This is a genomic window from Actinophytocola sediminis (assembly GCF_054779715.1).
Genome location: NZ_BAAGXS010000028.1, coordinates 307,356 through 329,921 on the forward strand (window position 1 = coordinate 307,356; position 22,566 = coordinate 329,921).

At 73.3% G+C, this 22,566-nt stretch carries 21 protein-coding genes and 1 other RNA gene; 16 read left to right on the top strand and 6 right to left on the bottom strand.

What is annotated here, in order from left to right:
* The first annotated feature begins 75 nt into the window (after window positions 1-75).
* The 3 genes from ACYVIP_RS19285 (at window position 76) to ACYVIP_RS19295 (ending at window position 5,014) form a co-directional block, all read left to right on the top strand.
* The gene (locus tag ACYVIP_RS19285) at window positions 76-3,333 is read left to right on the top strand and encodes a UvrD-helicase domain-containing protein (protein WP_460398114.1); all 3,258 of its coding nucleotides are present in this window, start codon (window positions 76-78) and stop codon (window positions 3,331-3,333) included.
* A gap of 99 nt (window positions 3,334-3,432) precedes the next feature.
* Window positions 3,433-4,488 carry a potassium channel family protein gene (locus ACYVIP_RS19290; protein ID WP_460398242.1) on the top strand — a complete coding sequence of 352 codons (1,056 nt, stop codon included), beginning with the start codon at window positions 3,433-3,435 and terminating at the stop codon, window positions 4,486-4,488.
* 37 nt (window positions 4,489-4,525) lie between these two features.
* Window positions 4,526-5,014: a hypothetical protein gene (locus ACYVIP_RS19295; protein ID WP_460398116.1), complete on the top strand. Its 489-nt coding sequence runs from the start codon at window positions 4,526-4,528 to the stop codon at window positions 5,012-5,014.
* Here ACYVIP_RS19295 and ACYVIP_RS19300 read toward each other — a convergent pair.
* Complete coding sequence (locus ACYVIP_RS19300; protein ID WP_460398118.1) at window positions 4,972-5,925, bottom strand: neutral zinc metallopeptidase; 954 nt, start codon at window positions 5,923-5,925, stop codon at window positions 4,972-4,974. The genes ACYVIP_RS19295 and ACYVIP_RS19300 overlap by 43 nt on opposite strands.
* A 683-nt stretch (window positions 5,926-6,608) precedes the next feature.
* On the opposite strand from ACYVIP_RS19300, the gene ACYVIP_RS19305 reads away from it, so the two are divergent.
* Genes ACYVIP_RS19305 through ACYVIP_RS19325 form a run of 5 tightly spaced genes read left to right on the top strand, consistent with a single transcriptional unit; the run spans window position 6,609 to window position 12,311 of the window.
* Entirely contained in the window at window positions 6,609-8,249 is a 1,641-nt protein-coding gene (locus tag ACYVIP_RS19305; protein WP_460398120.1) for a DUF2207 family protein, read from the top strand.
* Window positions 8,250-8,271: 22 nt separating this feature from the next.
* Window positions 8,272-9,555, top strand: coding sequence for a M16 family metallopeptidase (locus ACYVIP_RS19310; RefSeq protein ID WP_460398122.1), 1,284 nt, complete (start codon window positions 8,272-8,274; stop codon window positions 9,553-9,555).
* Complete coding sequence (locus ACYVIP_RS19315; protein ID WP_460398124.1) at window positions 9,552-10,913, top strand: M16 family metallopeptidase; 1,362 nt, start codon at window positions 9,552-9,554, stop codon at window positions 10,911-10,913. Before ACYVIP_RS19310 ends, ACYVIP_RS19315 begins: the two co-directional genes overlap by 4 nt.
* Entirely contained in the window at window positions 10,910-11,890 is a 981-nt protein-coding gene (gene nudC / locus ACYVIP_RS19320; RefSeq protein WP_460398126.1) for an NAD(+) diphosphatase, read from the top strand. The genes ACYVIP_RS19315 and nudC overlap by 4 nt, the downstream gene beginning before the upstream one ends.
* The gene (locus ACYVIP_RS19325; RefSeq protein ID WP_460398128.1) at window positions 11,883-12,311 is read left to right on the top strand and encodes a protein-tyrosine phosphatase family protein; all 429 of its coding nucleotides are present in this window, start codon (window positions 11,883-11,885) and stop codon (window positions 12,309-12,311) included. The genes nudC and ACYVIP_RS19325 overlap by 8 nt, the downstream gene beginning before the upstream one ends.
* Window positions 12,312-12,518: 207 nt before the next feature.
* Here the strand turns inward: ACYVIP_RS19325 and ACYVIP_RS19330 are convergent, their stop codons facing one another.
* The gene (locus ACYVIP_RS19330; RefSeq protein WP_460398130.1) at window positions 12,519-12,983 is read right to left on the bottom strand and encodes a hypothetical protein; all 465 of its coding nucleotides are present in this window, start codon (window positions 12,981-12,983) and stop codon (window positions 12,519-12,521) included.
* 106 nt (window positions 12,984-13,089) lie between these two features.
* Here ACYVIP_RS19330 and ACYVIP_RS19335 point away from each other — a divergent pair, with 106 nt between their 5' ends.
* Complete coding sequence (locus ACYVIP_RS19335; RefSeq protein WP_460398132.1) at window positions 13,090-14,028, top strand: cobalamin biosynthesis protein; 939 nt, start codon at window positions 13,090-13,092, stop codon at window positions 14,026-14,028.
* A 98-nt stretch (window positions 14,029-14,126) separates the two neighbouring features.
* Here the strand turns inward: ACYVIP_RS19335 and ACYVIP_RS19340 are convergent, their stop codons facing one another.
* From ACYVIP_RS19340 to ACYVIP_RS19355, 4 genes are read right to left on the bottom strand one after another with little or no spacing between them, the layout of a single operon-like run.
* Window positions 14,127-14,723 carry a CGNR zinc finger domain-containing protein gene (locus tag ACYVIP_RS19340; RefSeq protein WP_460398134.1) on the bottom strand — a complete coding sequence of 199 codons (597 nt, stop codon included), beginning with the start codon at window positions 14,721-14,723 and terminating at the stop codon, window positions 14,127-14,129.
* A 34-nt stretch (window positions 14,724-14,757) separates the two neighbouring features.
* Window positions 14,758-15,567 (bottom strand): SURF1 family cytochrome oxidase biogenesis protein, encoded by an 810-nt coding sequence (locus ACYVIP_RS19345; protein WP_460398136.1) that lies wholly within the window; start codon window positions 15,565-15,567, stop codon window positions 14,758-14,760.
* 20 nt (window positions 15,568-15,587) lie between these two features.
* Window positions 15,588-16,418: a fructosamine kinase family protein gene (locus tag ACYVIP_RS19350; protein ID WP_460398138.1), complete on the bottom strand. Its 831-nt coding sequence runs from the start codon at window positions 16,416-16,418 to the stop codon at window positions 15,588-15,590.
* Complete coding sequence (locus tag ACYVIP_RS19355) at window positions 16,415-16,918, bottom strand: low molecular weight protein-tyrosine-phosphatase (RefSeq protein WP_460398140.1); 504 nt, start codon at window positions 16,916-16,918, stop codon at window positions 16,415-16,417. The genes ACYVIP_RS19350 and ACYVIP_RS19355 overlap by 4 nt, the downstream gene beginning before the upstream one ends.
* Before the next feature lie 97 nt (window positions 16,919-17,015).
* Between ACYVIP_RS19355 and cobC the strand changes: the two genes are divergently transcribed.
* The 7 genes from cobC to ACYVIP_RS19390 all read left to right on the top strand — a co-directional run bounded on the left by cobC (window position 17,016) and on the right by ACYVIP_RS19390 (window position 22,464).
* The gene (gene cobC, locus ACYVIP_RS19360; protein ID WP_460398142.1) at window positions 17,016-18,056 is read left to right on the top strand and encodes an Rv2231c family pyridoxal phosphate-dependent protein CobC; all 1,041 of its coding nucleotides are present in this window, start codon (window positions 17,016-17,018) and stop codon (window positions 18,054-18,056) included.
* Window positions 18,053-18,886 (top strand): Nif3-like dinuclear metal center hexameric protein, encoded by an 834-nt coding sequence (locus ACYVIP_RS19365; protein WP_460398144.1) that lies wholly within the window; start codon window positions 18,053-18,055, stop codon window positions 18,884-18,886. The genes cobC and ACYVIP_RS19365 overlap by 4 nt, the downstream gene beginning before the upstream one ends.
* A complete protein-coding gene (locus ACYVIP_RS19370; protein ID WP_460398146.1) occupies window positions 18,883-19,620 on the top strand; it encodes a zinc ribbon domain-containing protein in 738 nt (245 codons plus the stop codon). The genes ACYVIP_RS19365 and ACYVIP_RS19370 overlap by 4 nt, the downstream gene beginning before the upstream one ends.
* A gap of 2 nt (window positions 19,621-19,622) precedes the next feature.
* Window positions 19,623-20,756: a bifunctional RNase H/acid phosphatase gene (locus ACYVIP_RS19375; RefSeq protein ID WP_460398244.1), complete on the top strand. Its 1,134-nt coding sequence runs from the start codon at window positions 19,623-19,625 to the stop codon at window positions 20,754-20,756.
* 29 nt (window positions 20,757-20,785) lie between these two features.
* Window positions 20,786-21,173, top strand: an RNA gene (rnpB, locus tag ACYVIP_RS19380) — RNase P RNA component class A.
* Window positions 21,174-21,641: 468 nt separating this feature from the next.
* Window positions 21,642-21,911, top strand: coding sequence for a hypothetical protein (locus ACYVIP_RS19385; protein WP_460398148.1), 270 nt, complete (start codon window positions 21,642-21,644; stop codon window positions 21,909-21,911).
* A gap of 19 nt (window positions 21,912-21,930) precedes the next feature.
* The gene (locus ACYVIP_RS19390; protein WP_460398150.1) at window positions 21,931-22,464 is read left to right on the top strand and encodes a hypothetical protein; all 534 of its coding nucleotides are present in this window, start codon (window positions 21,931-21,933) and stop codon (window positions 22,462-22,464) included.
* Window positions 22,465-22,566 lie beyond the last annotated feature (102 nt).

Sequence of the window (22,566 nt, forward strand, 5' to 3'; positions counted from 1 at the left end):
AGGGTCCCTTCGCTGCACCCAGCGCAGCGAAGGGACCCTTCGCTGCACGGGACAGCGGGCGGGGGAGGGGGGCCGGTGACTGAGGTGGTCAGTCCGCGGTTGTTGGCGGCGGAGTTGGGGTTGCCGGCGCCTACCGATGAGCAGGTGGCGGTGATCGCGGCGCCGGTGGAGCCCGCGCTGGTGGTCGCGGGTGCGGGCGCGGGCAAGACGGAGACCATGGCCGCGCGCGTGGTCTGGCTGGTGGCCAACGGACTGGTCACCCCGGACCGGGTGCTCGGGCTGACCTTCACCCGCAAGGCCGCCCGCCAACTCGCCGACCGCGTCCGCGCCCGGCTGCGCCGGCTGGCCGGCTCCGGCCTGCTCGCCAGGATCGACCCCAGCGGCGAACGACTCGCCGCGCTGTACGCCGGCGAGCCGACCGTGCTCACCTACCACGCCTACGCCGGCCGCCTGGTCGCCGAACACGGCCTGCGGCTGCCGGTCGAGCCGGGCGCGCGCCTGCTCACCGTGACCGCCTGCTGGCAGCTCGCCCACCGCGTGGTGTCCACCTGGACCAAGGACCTGGAAACCGACCGCGTCCCGGTGACCGTGACCCGCTACCTGCTCGACCTGGCTGGCGAGCTGGCCGAACACCTCGTCGACGAGGACGCCCTGGTCGCCTACGCCGAACACGTCTGCGCGGCCATCGAGAACGCCCCCCGCGCCCCCCGCCAACGCGCCGAGCTGTCCCAGGACCTCCGCGAAGTCGTTGCCACCCAACGGTTCCGGATCGCGCTGCGGCCACTGGTCGCCGCCTACGCCGAACAGAAACGGCGCGCGGGCGCGCTGGACTTCGCCGAGCAGATGGCGCTGGCCGCCCGGCTCGCGGCCGGCTACCCCGAGGTCGTGCGCGGCGAGCGGGACCGCTGGGGCGCGGCGCTGCTCGACGAGTACCAGGACACCGGGCACGCACAACGGATCCTGCTGCGCTCGCTGTTCGGCGGTGCCGACGGCGACCCGGTGCCGGTCACCTCGGTCGGTGACCCGGTACAGGCGATCTACGGCTGGCGCGGCGCGAGCGCGGCCAACCTGCCCCGCTTCGCCACCGACTTCCCTAAGCGGGACAACGGAACCTACCGCCCGGCGACCCGCTACGGCCTGCTCACCAGCTTCCGCAACCCGCCGGCGGTGCTCGCGCTGGCCAACGCGATCTCCGCGCCGCTGCGCGCGGCCGGCATCGAGGTCGACGAGCTGCGTGCGCCCGACCACGCCGGGCAGGCCGACGTGCGCTGCGCGCTGCTGCCCGACGCCGAGGCCGAGATCAGCTGGGTGGCCGACCGGATCGCCGAACGCTGGCAGACCTCGGTCGCCGACACCGGCACCCCGCCGACGGCCGCGGTGCTGGTGCGCCGGCGCGCGGACATGACCGACCTGGCCGCCGCGCTGCGCGAGCGCGGGCTGCCGGTCGAGGTGGTCGGCATCGGCGGGCTGCTCGACGAGCCGGAGGTCCGCGACCTGGTGTCGGCGCTGCGGGTGCTGATCGACCCGCTCGCCGGCACCGCGGCCGCGCGGGTGATCACCGGCGCGCGCTGGCGGCTCGGCGCCGCCGACCTGGCCGCGCTGTGGCGGCGGGCCGCCGAGCTCGGCCAGGCGTTCCAGACCACCGAGAGCGCGGGCGCGTTGATCGACACCGTGCCGGGCGAGGGCGCCGAGCAGGCCGGGCTGGTGGACGCGGTCGACGACCCCGGCGACGCGGCGAGCTACTCGCCGGAGGGCTACCGGCGCATCCGCGCCCTTGGCGCCGAGCTGCGCGGGCTGCGCCGCCGGCTCGACCAGCCGCTGCCCGAGCTGGTGGCCGAGGTGGAGCGGGTGATGCTGCTCGACGTCGAGGCCAAGGCCCGGCCGGGCGGCGCGGGCCGGGCGCACCTGAACAAGTTCGCCGACGTGGTGTCGGACTACGCGCAGACCAGCCCGTCGGCGAGCCTGGCGGCGCTGCTGGACTACCTGGCCGCCGCCGAGGCCGCCGAGGACGGCCTGGAGCCGGGTGAGGTCGAGGTCGCCGAGGACCGGGTGCAGATCCTGACCGTGCACTCCGCCAAGGGGTTGGAGTGGCAGGTGGTCGCGGTGCCCCACCTGGTGACCGACGTGTTCCCCAGCCGCAAGCGCACCTCGTCCTGGCTGCGCGCGGTCACCCAGCTGCCGGCGGCGCTGCGCGGCGACGCCGCCGATCTGCCGGTGCTCAACCTCGACGGCGCGGCCAACCGCAAGGAGGTCGAGCAGGAGCTGACCCGGCACGCGGAGGAGTTCGCCGAGCGGGATCTCGTCGAGGAGCGCCGGCTGTGCTACGTCGCGCTGACCAGGGCCGAGCGCACGCTGCTGGTGTCCGCGCACTGGTGGGGCCGCACCGGCGCGAAACCCAAGGGCCCGTCGGACTTCTTCACCGAGATCGCCGACCAGGTGTCCACAATGGACGATGAGGTGGCCGTGGTCGAGCAGCTCGCCCCACCGCCGAAGGAGGACGAGGAGAACCCGCTGGCCAACGCCGACCGCACGGCGACCTGGCCGACCGATCCGCTGGCGCTCGGCCGGGACGACGTCCGCGTGGGCGCGGAACTGGTGCGCGCCGAGCTGGCCGCGCTGCACGACGGGGTGACCCAACTGTCCATGTTGGACGAGGACGAGGACGGCTGGGAGGCCGACACCGACGTGCTGCTGGCCGAACGCGCGCAGGCCGCCGCCGGGCACGAGCAGGTGACGCTGCCGGCGTCGATGTCGGTCGTGCAGTTGGTCGAGCTGGCCAGGGATCCCGACGCGTTGGCCAGGCGGCTGCGCCGGCCGCTGCCATTCCCGCCGAACCCGACCGCCAGACGGGGCACGGCATTCCACGCCTGGCTGGAGAAGCGCTTCGGCTCGCGCGCGCTGCTCGACCTCGACGAGCTGCCCGGCTCGGCCGACGCCGGTGCCGCGCCGGACGACGACCTCGACGGGCTCAAGGACGCCTTCCTCGCCTGCGCGTGGGCCAACCGGGTGCCCCACGAGGTGGAGGTGCCGTTCACCTGTGACGTGGCCGGGATCTCCCTGCGCGGCCGGATGGACGCGGTGTTCGCCGACGCGGACGGCGGCTGGACGGTCGTCGACTGGAAGACCGGCGTGCTGCCGCACGACGACGAGCTGCGCGCGCTGACCGTGCAGCTGGCCGCCTACCGGCTGGCGTGGGCGAGCATCTGCGGCATCGAGGTGGCCGACGTGCGCGCCGCCTTCCACTACGTGCGCCAGGACCACACCCTGCGGCCGGCGGATCTGCTTACCGCCGAAGGGATCCGCGCGCTGCTCCAGACGGTCCCGGTCAACTGAGCCCCTCGTGCGAGCGGCGGTCGGCCCCCTGGTTACGCTCCGCCCGTGACCAGCCAAGACGAGCGGGGACGCAGGTTGGCGCGCAAGCTGCGCGGCCGGATGGGGCCTGACTCGCTGACCGGCAGGCCCGACCATTCGCTGGTCGGCGTGATCCGCATGCCGGAGAGTTCGGTCGGCCCGATCACCTCGATCGTGCGCCGGGTGGTCTGGGCGTTCGTCGCCCTGATCGCGGCCGTGTTGCTGGTCTACTTCGACCGCGACGGCTACCGCGACGGCAACGGCGACGGGCTGTCGCTGCTCGACTGCTTCTACTACGCGACGGTGTCCCTGTCGACCACGGGCTACGGCGACATCACCCCGGTCAGCGAGACGGCGCGACTGGTCAACATCCTGGTGATCACGCCGCTGCGGGTGCTGTTCCTGATCGTGCTGGTCGGGACCACCCTGGCGGTGCTCACCGAGCGCTCCCGCCAGGCGTTCAAGCTGCAACGATGGAGGTCGAAGGTGCGCGATCACGTGGTGGTCGTCGGGTACGGCACCAAGGGGCGGTCGGCTGTCAGCTCGGTGCTGTCCGACGGTGTCGAGCCGGAACGGATCGTCGTGGTGGACACCGATCAGGCGATGCTCGAGGCGGCGTCGGTGCTCGGGTTGGTGACCGTGCACGGGTCGGGCACGCGCTCGGACGTGCTGCGGGTGGCCGGAGTGCCCAGGGCGCGGGCGGTGGTCGTGGCCGCGAACCGGGACGACTCGGCCGTGCTGGTCACGCTGACCGCGCGCGAGCTGGCGCCCAAGGCGCGGATCGTGGCGGCCGTGCGCGAGGCCGAGAACGTGCACCTGCTGCGCCAGTCGGGGGCGAACTCGGTGGTGGTGTCCAGCGAGACCGCCGGGCGGCTGCTGGGCATGGCCACGCACACGCCGACGGTCGTCGACATGGTCGAGGACCTGATCACGCCGGAGTCCGGCCTGGCGATCGCCGAGCGCGACGTCGAACGGGCCGAGGTCGGCGGGTCGCCCCGGCACCTGTCCGACATCGTGCTCGGCGTCGTCCGCGAGGGGAAGCTGCACCGGGTGGATCACCCGGACGTGGACGCGATGGAGCCCGGCGACCGGCTGTTGTACGTCAAGAAGATCACCCCGGCGAGCGACCCTGACTGAGGTGTGACCCGTTGCGGGGATCTGCGACCATCATCCGGTGCGGATCTCCGGTGTGCGGGTACCACCCGGACACCTTCGGTTGGCGGCGGTCGGAGCCGGGGTGCTCCTGTTCGCCGTGGTGGTCACCGCGGTGGCGAACCTGGTGGGGCTGACCGGTTTCTCGGCGCCGATCGAGCAGGGCACGCGGGTGACGGCGACCGTGATGGCCAACGCGCCGTGCGACGACTCGGGGGCCGGCGAGCGGGTCCAGTTCCGCCAGGCCGGCAAGGATCGGGAGGCCCGCTTCGACGGCTGCGGGCACGCGGAGGGCGAGCTGGTGGAGATCACCGTGCCGCCAGGGGAAGCCGGTGCGAACACCGAGGTCCGGGCCGCGCAGGCCGCCGTCGGCGACGGCGCGCCGACCGCCGGGGTGAGCACGCTGCTGTTGCTGACCGCGTGCGGGGCGGGCGCTGGCTATGTCTGTCTGCTCCGCCGCGCGCCAGGTCAGCCGACGTCGGCCGCCGGCGACAGCCAGGTGTTGCACTGATAGGTGCGGTTCTTCTGCGCGCCCTGCTCCCACCACGCGGAGGCGTGCGCGTCGGTGCCGTGGTCGCGGGGAGCGTTCGGGTTGTGGTCGCCCCGGTCCTGGCTGGTGCGGGCCTCGTCGAGGATGACGTCGTCCACCGAGCCACGGGAGTAGGTCGCGGCGAAGAACATGCCCGACAGGCACTGGGCCTGTAACTCGAGCCTGCGGGAGAGCTCGAGGCCGGCTTCGGAGTCGACGCCCGCGTCGTAGCGGGCCTGGGCGTAGGCGTCGAGCACGCCGCTCATGGCCTGGACGTGGTGGCCGTACTCGTGTGCCAGGACTGCGAGGTAGACGCCGGGGTGCGGGCCGTACATCTCGGTCTGCAGACCGGCGAAGGGCATGTAGAGGGTGTTGTTCTCGCCGCAGTAGAAGGCGGCGACCGCGCCGGAGCCGCCGGACACCGCGCCGCACGGGCTCGACCAGTCGGTGCCTTCCGGGAACTGGATGCCGGGTGGGAAGAACGGCAGGTTGGCGCGTTGCATCACCGGGGCCCAGGCGGCGTCCAGGCACGGGAGGGCGCTGGTGAAGAAGGCGGCCGCGCCCTGCGGGGAGGTGTCCCAGGGGGCGAGTTCGCAGGTGATCTCCGGGGTGCCGTTGTCGCCGGCGAACAGCGGGTTGTCGCCGAGGGTCTGGACGGGGCGGGGGCCCTGCGGGGCGTTCTGCGGGGAGGTGTCCTGCGTGGGGGCCGGCTCGTCGCGGTTGGGTTGTTCCTCGGTGGTGGTCGTGGTCGTCGTGGTGGTGCTGCTGCTGGTCTGGTCGGCGGTGGTCGTGGCGGGCTCGTCGTAGCCGACGTCGGCGACCGGGGTCTCGCGGTCGTTGAGGGAGAGGAACCCGATCATGCCGACGGTCACCAGGAGGACGGCGACGAGCACGGTGGCCAGGAGCGGGCCGGAGTTGGACTTCGGGCGGGGGTGTAGGACGCCGGGATGGCCGGGGTAGCGCTCCAGCCAGGGCGGGGAGTGGGGAGCAAACGTTTGCGGGGGCGGCTGGCCGGGGAGCGACCGGCCTGGCGGCCACTGTCCGGCGCTGGGCGGGAGTTGGCTGGGCGGGGGCCCGTGCCAGGGTGGCTGGTGCTGGCCTGGCGGTGGACGTCGACCGGTTGCCGGCGGCGGGCCGGGTGGCCAGGGCTGGCCGGGTTGGTGGCCCGGTTGTTGGCCGGGTTGTTGACTGTGGCCGGCGGCGTGCCCAGGTGCGGGTGGCTGGTTCGGCCATCCGCCAGGTTGCTGGCTCTGGCCGGTTGCTGGCGGCTGGTTCTGCCACGCGGCGCCGGGTTGACCCTGGCCTGCCGTGGGTGGCTGGCCTGGCCAACCGCCGGATCCCTGCCGCGGCCCATCCCAACCGGCCCCGCCAGGCCGACCAGGCGGCGGACCGGCATGCGCCCCCGGCCGGGGACCGGCCACCGGACCAGGTGGCAGCGGACGCACCCGAGGCGGCGGCAGCGGCCCGGTCGGCCGCCACGGTTCGGGTGGTGGCTGACTCATTCCCGCGTCCCCCCAACACCGTCGCCCGCCAGACTGGCGGTGAGCATATGGCCACTGGACTATCCTCCGCAGGCGTGTTGGCGAAGTGGGGGGCCGCGGCCGCGGCAGCGGTCGTACTCGCTGTCGCGCAACCGACTCCGCCACCACCACCGGACGAGCCGACTCTCGACTTCCCCGTCCCGGACGCCAGCACCGAGCCCCCACCCAGCTCGAGCCCGGCCCCGAACCGGGTCGTCCCGCAGAGCGTCAACCTCGCCATCAAGCTCGAGCGCGACGGCCGCCTCTCGGTCTCCGAACAGGTCTTCGTGCACGGCCGTGAGCAGCTGACCCGCCGCGCCCCGTTACGCATCCAGGCAGGCGACCGCGAGCGCGTCTTCACCGTCCACGACGTCACCGTCAACGGCGAGGGCTCCGCCGAGATCACCCGGGACGAGCTGATCCTGCGCATGCCGGCCGGGATCACCACCGTCAAGTACACAGTGGACGGTGCGGTGGTGGACACCGCCGGCCACCAGGAAGTCCGCTGGCAGCTGGCCAGCGGCTGGGACGCCGCCCTACGCCAGGTGCGCGCGTCGTTCGCCGCGCCCGCCCCGCCGAGCGAGGTCGTCTGCCGCGCCGGCAGCCAGGGCTCGGACACCCCCTGCGCGTCCGCCATCACCGACCACGGCCAGGTCCTGCGGGTCGTCCAGCCCGACCTGCCGGCGGGCGAGCGGGTCGACCTGCAGGTGACCATCCCGCCGGCCACGGTCGCGGCCAACGCCCGGTTCGACGCCGCGGCCACCCCGAGCGCGTTCGCGCTGACCACCGTCTCCGGTCTGGGCCTCGGCATCCTCGCCCTGGTCCTGATCGGCGGCTTCGCCCTGCTCTGGCTCGCCCGCGGCCGCGACACCAGGGCCATGGCCGCCGACGTCGGCCCGGTCGACCTGCTGGTCGACGAGGGCGGCCGGGTCGCGTTCGCCTCCCCGGACGGGGTCCTGCCCGGCGAGGTCGGCACCGTGATCGACGAGCACGTCGACGTCGCCGACGTGACCGCGACCGTGGTCGACCTCGCGGTCCGCAACTACCTGTCCATCCACCAGGCGGGCGCTGGCTGGCTGCTGCGCCGCCGCAACCCCGCCGACGACGCGCTCACCGGCTACGAACGCGCCGTCTACACCGCACTGCTCGCCGACCGGGACGAGGTGGCGCTCTCGGCGCTGCGGCAGCGCGCGGTCGACCTCACCCCGGTGCGCGAGGACCTCTACGCCGGCATGGTCCGCCACGACTGGTTCACCCGCAGGCCCGACCACGAGCGCACCCGCTGGGTGCTGGCCGGCGTGCTGCTCGCGGTGGCCGGCGCCGCGGTGACGGTCGTGCTCGCGCTCACCGTCGGGCACGCGCTGCTCGGGCTCGCGGTGGTCGCCGGCGGGCTCGGGCTGACCGTCGGCGCCCGGCTGATGCCGGCGCGGACCCGGCGCGGCAGCACGCTGGTGGCGCAGGTGCGCGGGCTGCTCGGCTTCCTGCGGGGGGACGTGTCGGCCGTGCCGGCGGCCGACCGGGAGATGGTGCTGTCCCGCTCGCTGCCCTACGCCGTGGTGCTCGGTGAGTCGGCCGGCTGGCTGGCCCACTTCGCCGACCTGGACCGGCTTTACTGGTACGAGGGCGACGTCGCGGCCTTCCCCGGCTTCCTCCGTGAGCTGGACGCGGTCTTCGCCGCCTCCGGCCAGCTTCGGTGACGTCTCCACGTAGCATGCGGGCATGCCAGTAACCGAGCTGAACAGGTTCACGCTCCCCAACGGGCTCCGGGTGGTGGTCGCGCCGGACCCGACCGCTCCGGTGGTCGGCGTGAGCGTGCACTACGACGTCGGCTTCCGCTCCGAACCGCAGGGACGGACCGGCTTCGCGCACCTTTTCGAGCACCTGATGTTCCAGGGCAGTGAGAGCCTGGAGAAGCTCGCCCACTTCCGGCATGTGCAGTCCTCCGGCGGCACGTTCAACGGGTCCACCCACCCGGACTACACCGACTACTTCGAGGTGCTGCCATCGGCCGCGCTGGAGCGCGCGCTGTTCCTCGAGGCCGACCGGATGCGCGCGCCCAAGCTGACTGAGGAGAACCTGCGCAACCAGGTCGACGTGGTCAAGGAGGAGATCCGGCTCAACGTGCTGAACCGGCCGTACGGCGGGTTCCCGTGGATCCTGCTGCCGCCGGTGCTCTACCAGACCTTCCCCAACGCGCACAACGGCTACGGCGACTTCACCGAGCTGGAGCAGGCCGACCTGAACGACTGCGCGCAGTTCTTCGACACCTACTACGCGCCGGCCAACGCGGTGCTCACGGTCGCCGGCGACGTCACCGTCGAGCAGGCCACCGAGCTGATCGACAAGCACTTCGGCGACGTGCCGCACCGGCCGGCGCCGGTACGGCCGTCGTTCGCCGAGGTGGCGCCCACCAGCGAGCTGCGCGGGGAGCACCTCGACCCGCACGCGCCGCTGCCGGCGTTCGCCATCGGCTACCGGATGCCCGACCCGATCAACGAGCTCGACGGCTACCTGGCCAACCTGGTGCTGGCCGCGGTGCTCGCCGAGGGCGACGGCTCCCGGCTGCGGCAGCGGCTGCTGCACCGCGAGCCGCTGGTCACCGACATCAACGCCGCCTGCGGGCTGTTCGGCCCGTTCGAGGCGCGCGACCCGGACACGTTCATCGTCACCGCGGTGCACTCGCCGGAGGTCGACCAGCAGCGGGTGCTCGCCGCGATCGACGAGGAGCTGGACAAGCTCGCCGCGACCTCGCCAAGTGAGCAGGAGCTCGCGAAGGTGACCGCTCGCTGGGTGGCCGGCCTGCACCGCGAGCACGACCGGCTGATCGCGCGCACGCTCGCGTTCGGCTCGCTCGAACTGCTCTACGGCGACCCGGGCCTGGTCCACCAGCTGCCCGACCGGATCTCGGCGGTGACGCCGGACGCGGTCGCCGCCGCGGCCAAGGCGTTGCGGCCGGACGCGCGCGCGGTGCTCACGGTGACCCCGGCAGGAGGAGACAAGTGACCAGCTTCCGTACCGCGACCGAGATCGGCCGCACCGATCTCGGCCCGCGTCCGTTGCCACCGCTCGGCGAGCAACGCTCCGCGACCGGACTGTCCGCTGTGGACACCGTGCTGGACAACGGTCTGCGGGTCATCGCGGTGCACCAGCCGACGGTGCCGATGGTCGAGCTGCGGCTGCGGATCCCGTTCGCCGGCACCGAGTCCAGCCATGCCGCCGTCGCCGAGGTGCTCACCGCGACGCTGCTCACCGGCACCGAGCGCCGCGACCGGGTGGCCATCGACACCGACCTCGCACTGGTCGGCGGTGAGCTGGACGCCGGCGTCGACCCGGAGCGGCTCGCGATCAGCGGCAACGCGCTGGCCAGCGGGTTCGACACGCTGCTCGACGTGCTGGCCGACACCCTGACCGGTGCGCTGCACGACGCGGACGAGGTCGGCCGGGAGCGCGACCGGCTGGTCGAGCGGATCGCGGTCGCCCGGTCGCAGCCGAGCGTGATCGCGCGCGAGGCGTTGCAGCGCCACCGGTACGGCGACCACCCGTTCACCAGGGAGATGCCGGACGCCGAGGACGTCGCGGTGGTCACCGCCGAGCAGGTGCGGGCGCTGCACGCGGCCGCGGTGCTGCCGCGCGGTTCGCTGCTGGTGCTGGTCGGCGACATCGAGCCGGCCGACGCGGTGTCCAGGATCGCGGCCGCGTTCACCGGCTGGGTGTCGGACCGCAGTGCCGTCGAACTGCCCGACCTGCCGGCGCTGACCGGTGGTGAGCTGCTGTTCGTGCCGAGGCCGGGTGCCGTGCAGTCGCAGCTTCGGCTGTCCGCGCAGGCGATCCCGCGTACCGATCCGGCGTATCCCGCGCTGCAGCTGGCGAACCTGGTGTTCGGCGGGTTCTTCTCCTCGCGGTTGGTGGAGAACATCCGCGAGGACAAGGGATACACCTACCACGCCCGGTCCTCGATGGAGTTCACGCGCAGCGGCGCGACCCTGCTGGTGGAGTCCGACACGGCCAGCGGCGTCACCGCCCCGGCGCTGCTGGAGATGCGCTACGAGCTGGGCCGGATGGGTGTCGTACCACCCACCGAGTCCGAAGTGGACACCGTGCGCCGGTACGCGATCGGCTCGCTGCTGATCTCCACCGGCTCGCAGACGGGCCTCGCCTCCCAGCTGGCGGCGCTGGCCGCCTACGGGCTCGGCATGGACTGGCTGGTGGCCCACCCCGGCCGGCTCGCCGAGGTGACGGCCGACCAGATCGCCGAGGCCGCGCTGCGGTTCTACTCCCCGCCGCGCTACACCGGCGTGATCGTCGGCGACGTGGCGCAACTGCCGTATCTGACCGCCCTTGGCGGCATGCGATCGGCATGAGCGCGCCGTTCGGACTGCCCGGCTTGCCGACGCTCTCTCGGTCCACAGTGGACCGAGGCGAGCAGGTGCGGGCCGACCAGGCACGGCTGGCGAAGCTGTGGACGACCGGCAGGGTGCTGCTGCTCGACGAGAAGGGCCGCACCCCGGTCGCCGACGGCGCCACGAGGCTGGCCACCCGCCCGGCGGTCGAGATGGCCGACGACGCGCCGGTCGACGCGTGGTTCCTCGGCGAGTACGACGGCGTCGGCCACTGGGCGCTGCGGCGGGCGACCGAACTGCGCGAGGGTGTGCTCTCGCCGGACAGCGCGTGGGGCAGGTGGACCGGCGCGGCGTCGGCCGACGGCGAGCAGTGGCACGACCTGCGCACGGTCGGCGCGCTGCTGGACGACACGTCGGCGGGGCTGTTCACCACGGCGGTGGCGCTCGCGAGCTGGCATGCCAGGGCCGGGTACTGCGCCAGGTGCGGCAGTGCGGTCGAGCCGATCAACGCCGGCTGGGCGAGCAGGTGTACCGGCTGCGGGCGCGAGGAGTACCCGCGTTCTGATCCCGCGGTGATCTGCCTGGTGCACGACGACGTCGAGGTGAACGGCGAGCACGTGTTGCTCGCGCGCCAACCGGTGTGGCCGCCGGAGCGGTTCTCGGTGCTGGCGGGTTTCGTGGAGGCCGGTGAGTCGCTGGAGGCGTGTGTGGCCAGGGAGATCGCCGAGGAGGTCGGCGTCGAGGTGGCCGGGATCCGTTACCTGGGAAGCCAACCGTGGCCGTTTCCGCGCTCGGTGATGATCGGGTTCGCCGCGGTCGCGCCGCGCGGGGCCCGGTTGTCGCCCGCGGACGGCGAGATCGAGGAGGCGCACTGGGTGTCCCGGCAGCGGGTGCGGGCGGCCATTGACGCCGGCGGCGAGGTGCCGGGACTGCGGTTGCCCGGCCCGACGTCCATCGCCAGGATCATGCTCGAGGGCTGGGCGCGGGCCGATGGCTGAGCAGCTCCCCGGCGCGATCCGGTTGCCGGACGGGTGTCTGGTGCGGGGGCGCGGGTTGCGGAATCCGGAGCCGGCCGGGGTGGCGCCGCAGCGGGCGCTGTATCTGGGGAACAAGCATCGGGAGTACCGGCCGGGGTGGCCGCACGAGTGGTTGGACTGGCCGGACTTCTGGGTGCCGACGGACGCGGAGAAGGCGGTCGCGGCGATCCGCGCGTTGCATGGCCGGGCGGGTGCGGGGGAGCGGGTCGAGGTGGCCTGCGGCGGTGGCATCGGCCGGACCGGGACGGTCGTCGCGTGTCTGGCCGTGCTCGCCGGAGTGGCGCCGGCGGACGCGGTCGGATGGACCAGGCGGAACTACCACCGGCGCGCGGTGGAGACGCCGTGGCAGCGCCGCTGGGTCCGCCGCTTCGCCGACCACTGACGGTGCGGTCGACAGTGGTCGGGTCGACCGTCCAACGTCGACCGTCCAGAACTGTCGGTGCACGCGACTAGTCTTGAAGCAAGGGGTCCCCCTTGCCGGGTGCGTGGGCGTGTGGCGGGTGGATTTGCGATCGCATCGGGTGCGGGCCTGGGTGTTCGTGGCTCGTCCGGCGGCCAGGAGCCGGCGGCAACGCGGGCCGACGACTGGCTAGGACCCGGACTGCGATGCGGCCGCCGCCGCGGCCCGCTGCCACTGGATGAGCACGACGTAGAACGCGAACACCCGCACCGCGATCGGCAGGTCCGCCGACAGGTCGGCCTGCGAGGTGCGGTTGAACAGCCCCTTCCCCGGCTCGATGCGCCCGACCGACCGGTCGCCATGGCGCAACTCCCACGCCGACCGCCAATACGACGGCCGCACCAACTCGTACTTTCCGGTCGAGGTCGTGATCGCCCACCGGTTGCTGGACTCCCGGTCCGCGCTCGCGATCCGGCCACGAGGCCCCTCGAACACGAACCGTTTGCTGCGTTCCCGCGACACCCGCAGCGCCTCGCCGTCGATCGTGAACTCGCAGCTCTCCCGCCGGAAATTGGCCAGCTCGGTGACTGGCTGGTCGTCCTCGGACAGCTCGTACCGGTGTTTGAACACGCCATACTTACTCGCCAACAACATGCCTGGCATCCAACCAGCGCCCGTGCGCGGCCGCACAACGCTTGGCGCTACCGTGTCGCTCGCGTGACCCGGAATCGGTTCGGGGCTGGGTGGGGGTGGTGACGTGGTGGGCGTGGCGCGTGCGTTCGGCCTGCTGCTCGGGGTGGCCGCCGACGGGGCGTTCGGCGACCCGCGGCGCGGGCATCCGGTGGCCGGCTTCGGCAAGGTGGCCCAGCGGGTGGAACAGACGCTCTACCGGGACAACAAGCTCGCCGGCGTGGTGCACGTCGCGGTACTCGGCGGCGGGGTGACCGCGCTCGGGATCCTGGCCGAACGCGCCGGCCGCGGCCGGCCGGTGGTGCGAACGGCGACCACCGCGGTGGCCACCTGGCTGGTCCTCGGCGGCCGGTCGCTCGCGGTGGAGGGCGCGGCGATCGGCCGGGAGCTCGACAGCGGCGAGATCGCCTCGGCCAGGGAGCGGCTGCCGAGCCTGTGCGGGCGCGACCCGTCGTCCCTGGACGCCGACGGGCTGGCGCGGGCGGCGGTCGAGTCGGTTGCGGAGAACACCTCGGACGCGGTGGTCGCGCCGCTGGTGTGGGGTGCGCTGGCCGGGGTGCCCGGGCTGCTCGGCTACCGCGCGGTGAACACCCTCGACGCGATGGTCGGCTACCGCAACCAGCGCTACCGGCGGTTCGGTTGGGCGGCGGCGCGACTGGACGACGTGGTGAACCTGCTGCCCGCACGGTTGGCCGCGGCGCTGACCGTCGCCGGCGCGCCGGTGGTCGGCGGCTCGTGGCGGGGTGCCTGGCAGGCCTGGCACAGCGACGCGGCCGCGCACCCGAGCCCGAACGCCGGCCGGGTGGAGGCGGCGTTCGCGGGCGCGCTCGAGGTTCGCCTCGGCGGGCGGACGGCGTACGCGCACGGGATCGAGGAACGGCCGGTACTCGGCGAGGGCCGCACGCCCGACTCCGGGCACGTGACCCGCGCGGTGGAACTGTCCCGGGTGGTCGGCGGGCTGACCACGGTGCTCGCCGCACTGGCAGCCCTGTTCCGTTCCCGCCGCTAACCGGGCCCCGGCCCCCGGCCGCGATGCCCTGAATGGGGCATTGGCGACGTTCACCGTCCCGAATGGGGCATTCAGGGCTTCGCCGGGCGCCTCGTCGCTCAGGAGCGGGTGCGGTGGGCGGCGACCTTGGCGCGGTTGCCGCACCGTTGCATGGAGCACCAGCGGCGGTTGCCCGGCCGGGACGTGTCCACGAACACCAGGCGGCAGTTCGTCGCGGCGCACTGCCGGAGCCGGCCGCGCGGCGCGTCGGCCAGCACCTCGATCGCGTCCGCCGCGGCGGCGCCGAGGACCTGGTCGCCGTGCACCGGGGTGCGCCAGGTGCTGGTCATCGTCGCCGGGTCGAGGAGGGGGACGGGCCGGCGGGCGGCGCCGTCGTTGATCACCAGCAGGTCGGCGTCGGCGGGCCGGTCGCCGCGGATCACGGCCTCGGTCACGCCCCACAGGCAGTCGCGGAACTCCCGGATCCTGGCCAGGTCGGCCGGGGTGATGTGGAAGTCGGCGGCCGCGAGCGGCGCGGTGGCGGTCAGACGTGATTCGGTCAGCCAGCTTGCCAGATCGGCGGGCTCGTGCAGGATCTCCCAGATCGCGTACGGTCCTGGGCCGCCGGTGAGCAGCAGCTCCATCGCGAAGCTGCCAGGGTCGAAGGTGAACCGCTGGCCGTCGTGATGGGTGAGGACCCGAGTGCCGCCAGTCATGTAACCACTATAGTTGGTTACGGGCTACCGGGAGTCACACCTGACCGCTGGCGGCCCGCTCCCTGGCCTCCTCCTCGGCGATCTGCTGGGCAACCGACTGCCGCTGCGGCGAACCTCTCGGCGTCGCCAGCGCGCCACCCGGCCGCACCTCCCGCCAGGTGAAGTACAGCCACGCCAGCAGGGTCATCACCCCGAAGGTGATCCACTGCAGCGCGTAGGACAGGAACGGCCCCGCCTCCAGCTCGGGCAACGGCAACGCCGCCAGCACCCCGGGACTGTCCGCGGTCGCCGCCAGATACCCCGGCCGGATCGTCAACCCGGTCGCCGCGGCCACCGCCCGGGAGTCCACCGCGTACACCTGCTCGTGCCCGTCCCGGCCCGGCAGCGTCTCGCGGGCCCGAGGATCGCGCTCGTCGGACCGGAACCGCGCCGTGACCGTGACCTCACCCGAGGGCGCGGGCGCGTAGTCCGGCACCACGCCCTGCGCCGGCCGGACATACCCGCGGTCGACCAGCACCACGGCACCGTCGGTCAGCCGGAACGGGGTCAGCACCTCGAAGGCCGGCTCGCCGAGCACCGTGCGCAGCCGGGCGACCACCTCGTCGTCGACCAGGTACGTGCCGGTCGCGGTCACCGTCCGCCACTGCGTCGGCGGCTCCCGCAGGTCCGCGATGGACACCGGGTCCGCCGACGTCGACCTGGTGATCGCCTCGTTGGTCGCCTGCCGCTCGGTGTGCCGGTCGAACTGCCATGGCGCGAGCACGGCGAAGCACGCGACGGCGAACAGCATGACCACCGCCGTCAACGCCAACCACCCTGGCTGGAGCAGGAACCGCAGACGCACCCCCCAACGGTAGGGCAGGGTCATCCGCGCAGCGCGGCCCGGGCGGCATCGCCCGCCTGCCGCGCGTACCCACCGCCGAACAGCACGGTGTGCACCAGCAGCGGGAACAGTTGGTGCAGCGGGATCCGCGCCCGCCAGCCGGGCGCCAGCGGCGCGGTCTCGGCATAGGCGGCGACGATCCGATCGAGGTGCGCGCAGCCGAACAGGTACAGCATCGCCAGGTCGGTCTCCCGGTGCCCGCCGTGCGCGGCCGGGTCGATCAGCCACGCGCCACCGGCCGACCACTGAACGTTGCCGCTCCACAGGTCGCCGTGCAGGCGCGCCGGCGGCTCGGCCGGCCCGGCCAACTCGTCGACCCGCGCGCACACCCGCTCGACGTCGGGCAGGTCGATGCCCTGGTCGGTCGCCAGCCGCAGGTAGGGCAGCACCCGGTGCCGCACGTACCAGGACGGCCAGTCCATGCCGGTCTCGTTGCGCATCGGCGCGAGTCCGATCCACGCGTCGACCGGGCCGCCGGGCGGGGGCGCGCCGAACGCGGCCGCGCCACTGGCGTGCAGCCCGGCCAGGCCGCGGCCGAGAGCCTCGGCCGCGGCGGGGGAGGCCGGCGCCGGGTCGACGAAGTCGGTGACCAGCCACTGGTCGTCGTTGGCGCGGACGGTGGGCACCGGCACCGCCCCGGCCGCGCCCAGCCAGCGCAGCCCGGCCACCTCGGCGAGCACGGCGCCGACCTCGGTGTGCCGCTTGGCGACCACGACCGAGCCGTCCGCCAGGTCGACCCGCCTGGCCGCGCCGCCGAGCGCGGTCTCGGCCACCGCGTCGAGGCCGGTGAGCCTGGCCACCGGCCCGGTCATCGGTCGAGGTGCTCCTGGACCCAGGCCAGCAGGCCGGGCATCGCGGCCTCGATCATGGCGAGCACCTCGTCGAAGCCGTTGCCCTGGCCGTAGTACGGGTCGGGGACGTCGAGGTCGCCGTCGAGGTCGCCGTCGATGTCACCGTTGGCGGCCGGGTCGAAGGAGCGGAACATCCGGATCCGGTCCTCGGCGTCGCCCTGGTGGGCGAGCAGGTCACGCAGCGCGGCCTCGTGCCCGGCGTCCATGGCCAGCAGCAGGTCGGCGGTGAGGTGTTCGGCGGTCACCTGCGCGGCGACGTGCCTGGTCGGGTAGTCGTGGTCGGCCAGCGTGCGCAGCGCTCTCGGGTCGGCCGGCTCGCCGATGTGCCACGGGCCGATGCCGGCGCTGGTCACCCGCACCTGGTCGATCAGGCCCGCGCGCCGCAGGTGCTCGGTGAGGACCATCGCGGCCATCGGGGAACGACAGATGTTGCCGGAGCAGACGAAGCAGAGGTGCACCATCGCAGTCTGCCCGACGCGAGCACCGCACTCGACCCCGTCCAGGCCTCCCGAACCTCGCGGGGGTTGGTGGGGGTGGGGACGCTCTAGGATCGGGCGGATGACTGACCTGCGGCATCACGGTGATGTGGACGTTCGGCCGGGGCTGGCCGACTTCGCGGTGAACGTGCGCGGGGACGGGCCGCCGGCGTGGTTGCTGGCGCGGCTGGTCGACGCGCTCGGCGCGGTCGGGCGGTATCCGTCGGCGGAGGACGACCTGGACGCCAGGGCGGCGGTCGCCGTCCGGCATGGGCGGCGGGCCGAGGACGTGCTGGTGCTCGCCGGGTCGGCGGAGGGGTTCGCGTTGTTGCCGGCGCTGGGGTCGCGGTCGGCGGCGGTGGTGCATCCGTCGTTCACCGAGCCGGAGGTGGCGTTGCGGCAGGCCGGGGTGCCGGTGCGGCAGGTGCCGCTGTCCGCACAGGACGGTTATCGGCTGGATCCGGCGCTGGTGCCCGAGGACGCGGACCTCGTGGTGCTCGGCAACCCGACCAACCCGACCTCGGTGCTGCATCCGCGCGAGGCCGTGCGCGCGTTGGTCAGGCCGGGGCGGGTGTTGGTGGTGGACGAGGCGTTCATGGACGCGGTGCCCGGCGAGCCGGCGTCGCTTGCCGGCGAGGAGCTGCCTGGCGTGCTGGTGTTGCGCAGCCTGACCAAGACCTGGGCGCTGCCCGGACTGCGTGCCGGCTACGCGCTCGGGTCGCCGGAACTGTTGGCCAGGCTGGCTGCCTACCGTCCACATTGGCCGGTCGGCACGCTCCAGCTCGCCGCGGTGGCCGCCTGTGCGCATCCGGTCGCCGTGCTGGAGGCGGAGCGGGCGGCCGAGGAGATCGCCGGGCACCGGGAGCTGTTGGCCGCCGAACTCGGGCGGCTGCCCGGTGTCGAGGTGCACGGTCCGGCCGCCGGGCCGTTCCTGCTGCTGACCGTGCGCGGCGGCGAGCGGGTGCGGAAAGGCTTGCGGCGTAGGGGAATCGCGGTCCGCCGCGGCGACACGTTCCCCGGCCTTACCGGTGATCACCTGCGGGTCGCGGTACGGGATCCTCGGCAGTGCGCGCCATTGCTCGACGCGTTGCGCGCGGAACTGGGAGTGGTGGGGGTGCGATGACTACCGTCGCGGACATCGTCGGTGTGCTCGAACGGGCCTATCCGCCGGAGTTGGCCGAGTCGTGGGACGCGGTCGGCCTGGTGTGCGGGGACCCGGCCGAGCAGGTCCACAGAGTACTGATCTGCGTCGACCCTGTTGAGTCCACTGTGGACGAAGCGCTCGAGCTCGGCGCGCAGCTCATCGTCGCGCACCATCCGTTGCTGCTGCGTGGGGTGCACGGCGTGCCGGCCAACACCCCCAAGGGCGGCCTGGTGCACCGGCTCGTCCGGGCCGGCGCCGCGCTGTTCTGCGCGCACACCAACGCCGACGCCGCCGATCCCGGCGTGTCCGACGCGTTGGCCGCCGCGCTCGGGCTGACCGTCGTCAGACCGCTGGCCGCCAACCCGGACGGCCGCACCGGGATCGGCCGGATCGCCGAGCTGCCGGCCGCCGAGCCGTTCGCGGCGTTCGTCGACCGGGTCGCCGCCGCGCTGGCGGCGACCGCGGGCGGGGTGCGGGCCGCGGGCGACCCGGAACGCCCGGTGCGCAGGGTCGCGGTGTCCGGCGGGGCGGGCGACGGCTACCTCGACGCCGCGGCCGGCGCCGGGGTCGACGTCTACCTCACCGCCGACCTGCGCCACCATCCCGCGGGCGAGCACCTGGCCCATCCCGGACGGCCCGCGCTCGTGGACGTCGCCCACTGGGCCAGCGAGTGGCCGTGGTGCGAACAGGCGGCGGCGATCCTGCGTGCGGAGTACGGCGGTAACGTCGACATCACCGTCTCCATTCGCCGCACCGATCCCTGGACCGTCTCGTCGGTGCCAGGCCTTACCGGGAGGATGCCAGGGTGAAATCCGATCCCGCCGTACAGCGGCGACTGCTCGAACTCGCCGACGTGGACGCGGAGCTCGCGCGAACCGAGCATCGGCGCCGCACGTTGCCGGAGGCCGAGGAGATCGTCGCGGCCGAGCGGGCGGTGCGCGCCAAGCGGGATGCCCAGGTGGCGAACGCGACCGCGCTGGCCGACCTCGACCGCGAGGTGAAACGGCAGGAGAAGGAGATCGACGGCGTGCGCGCCCGCGAGGACCGCGACCGGGCGCTGCTGGCCGGTGGCGGGGTCTCCGCCAAGCAGCTCACCGACCTCGAGCACGAGCTGGCCACGCTCCAGCGCCGGCAGACGACGCTGGAGGACGAGCTGCTCGAGATCATGGAACGCCGGGAGGCCATCGAGTTCGACGGCCAGCACGCCGGCGTCGAGCTGGCCAAGGCCGAGGAACAGCTCGCCGACGCCACCCGCCGAGGGGACGCGGCCCTCGCCGACCTGGACACCACCCAGGCGCGGCGGGACGCCGAGCGGGCGACGCTGCTGCCGGTGTTCCCCGAGCCGCTGCTCGGGTTGTACGAGCGGGTGCGCGCCAACAAGGGCATCGGCGCCGCGCTGCTGCGGGCGCGCCGGTGCGGGGCCTGCCGGCTGGAGATGGACCGCAGCTCGATCTCCCGGATCTCCGCCTCGCCCGCCGACGAGGTGCTCACCTGCGACGAGTGCGGCGCGATCCTGGTGCGTACCGGGGAGTCCGGCCTGTGAAGGTGATCGTCGAGGCCGACGGCGGGTCGCGCGGCAATCCGGGCCCCGCCGGGTACGGCGCGGTGGTGTTCGACGCCGGCAGCCACGAGGTGCTCGCCGAGCGGGCCGAGGGCATCGGCGTCACCACCAACAACGTCGCCGAGTACCAGGGGCTGGTCGCCGGCCTGCGCGCGGCGAGCCAGCTCGGCGCGGCGGTGGTCGCGGTGCGGATGGACTCCAAGCTCGTCGTGGAGCAGATGTGCGGGCGGTGGAAGATCAAGCACCCCGCGCTGCAACCGCTCGCGCGGGAGGCACAGCAGCTCGCGCGCACCTTCGACCGAGTCACCTACGAGTGGATCCCGAGGGCGAAGAACACCCACGCCGACCGCCTCGCCAACGAGGCGATGGACGCCCAGGCCGGCGACAAGCGGGGAAAAGCTGAGCGGGCGCACCAGCCCGCACACCAGGACGCGGGGAGCCGTTCGGCGCTGGCCGAGCCATCGCCGGCGAAATGGTCCGGTGCGACCGGCACCCCGACCCGGCTTTTCCTGCTGCGCCACGGCCAGACCGAACTGTCCGTCGAACGCCGCTACTCCGGCCGGGGCGACGTCCCGCTCACCGAGCTCGGCGAGCGGCAGGCGAAATCCGCCGGCCTGCGGCTCGCGGCGATCGAGGGCATCGACGCCAGCACGCCCATCGTGTCCTCCCCGCTCGGCCGCGCCCGGCAGACCGCCGCCGCCGTCGCCGAGGCCACCGGCGGCACGGTCGAGGTGCACGACGGCCTGACCGAGACCGACTTCGGCACCTGGGAAGGGCTGACCTTCGCCGAGGCGGCCGCCCGCGACGCCGACCTGCACGCCCGCTGGCTGGCCGACCCGTCGGTGCCGGCCCCCGGCGGCGAGTCGTTCGACCAGGTACACCGCCGCGTCCGCCGGGTCCGCGACGACCTGATCGCCGGGCACGGCGCCGCGTCGGTGGTCGTGGTCTCCCATGTCACGCCGATCAAGTCGGTGTTACGGATGGGGCTGGACGCCAGTCCGGCACTGCTCTACCGCCTGCACCTGGACCTGGCGTCACTGTGCGTGGTCGAGTTCTACCCGGACGGGCACGCGTCCGTCCGCCTGGTGAACGACACCTGCCACCTGTCCAGCCCGTGATCTCCAGGCGACTACCCTGATGGGGCGAACGAGTCGGCGGGGCGGCCGCGGCGGGGAAACCCGTCGAGGAAAGTCCGGACTCCGTAGGGCAGGGTGGTTGCTAACGGCAACCCGGGGCGACCCGCGGGACAGTGCCACAGAGAACAGACCGCCTGGTGGCAATCCCACCAGGTAAGGGTGAAACGGTGGTGTAAGAGACCACCAGCACCCCGGGTGACCGGGGTGGCTCGGTAAACCCCACCCGGAGCAAGGCCAAGAAGGGCGCCGAAAGGCGCCTGCGCAGGCGTTCGAGGGCTGCCCGCCCGAGCCTGCGGGTAGGCCGCTGGAGCCTGCCGGCGACGGCAGGCCAAGATGGATGACCGCCCCCCGGCGCAGCGGTGCCGGGGACAGAATCCGGCTTACATGCCGACTCGTTCGCCACTCGTGTCTGGAGGGCCGTGCAGCCAACGGAGCAGCCGCGTGCGCCGGCTGGAGCAGCCGGGTCAACCAGTGGCCACCGTCACGGCTTCGACCGAACGGGTTATCGGACATGAGTTCGAAGGCTGGCCGACCGGGACCCGTCTGTACCTACCGTGAGGAACGGCCCGCAACCGGGTGAACCTGTCGTGTGGCATGCAGAAGTCGAGCGGAGATGCCGCGGAGGAGGCTCTGTTCCCCTGATGATGTGTGTGGTCAGATGGCACGATCCAGCCGCGGAGGAGACGCCACGAATGTCGATCTACGGAGCGCCAGACCACTACTACACATCGTGATACCAATCGTGCTCTACTCGTTGTCGAACAGTAGACAGACGTATCCACACTGACGATTGATGAACGAACCGCAGACCTCGGCCGCACGAGACGACCCGCGGACATTCCGTCCCGTGCACTTTGGGAGTAAGACATGATCGCCATGACCACCCTTGAACTCGCCCAGGAGGGCGAGCTTGGTACCAGTGGGCTTCAGGGCTGGATCGTCGCGAACCTGATCCCGCTACTCCTGCTCGTGGTCGCCGTGCTGCTGCTCTGGCTCGGCGGCGGAAAGGGCGACAACGCCGGTGTGATGCGTCGGCTCGGCGGGGTCATCGTGGCCCTGGCGATCATCGGTCTGGCGGTCACGGCAGGCGCGGGCGAGTCCATCGGAAAGTGGATAGCCGCCCTGTTCACCGGTTGAGCACCCCAAGGGACATCGCGTGCGCATTCGTACTGACGACGAGGTGTACCGCGTCGATGCGGTCTGGCTCGGTCCGCCGAAGGCGACCATGCCGTGGCGGGCCAGATACGTGGCGTGGGGCGTCGGCGTCGTCGTCTTCCTCGTCGTGCTCACCGTCGAACGACGGATCGGCATCTCCCTGTTCTGGTCAATCGCCTGGGGCATGGTCATCACGGTCGCCCTCACCAGGGTTATCTGTTCGCGCATCAGCCATGAGCGACCGCTCGGCTCGGTGACCGCGATGTGGGTGCGTGAGTTGACCGCCCCCCGCGAGGCGACCACCGGCGCCGGCGGCGCGGCCAGCGCGACCCGCGTCCGCGTCCGCACCGAGCGCCCCCGCCCGCGCGCCCGACAACGCTCCCGACAACGTCGGCCCGACCAAGGTCGACAACCGACCAGGCGGGACAGCCGTCATCCAGTAAGCAAGGACAACTCGCGCGGCACACCGACGCCGCGCCCGGCCCGGAACAGGAGGGGTGGCGGTGTTCGGACGTCGACGCAAGCCCGCGCCTGACCAGCGAGCCGCGCCATACCCCCAGTCCGGCCCGGTACCGCAGGCCCGCCCGCGCCCGCACGGCCGGCACGCGGCCCCGCAGACCGCCGCCGCCAGGGAGCC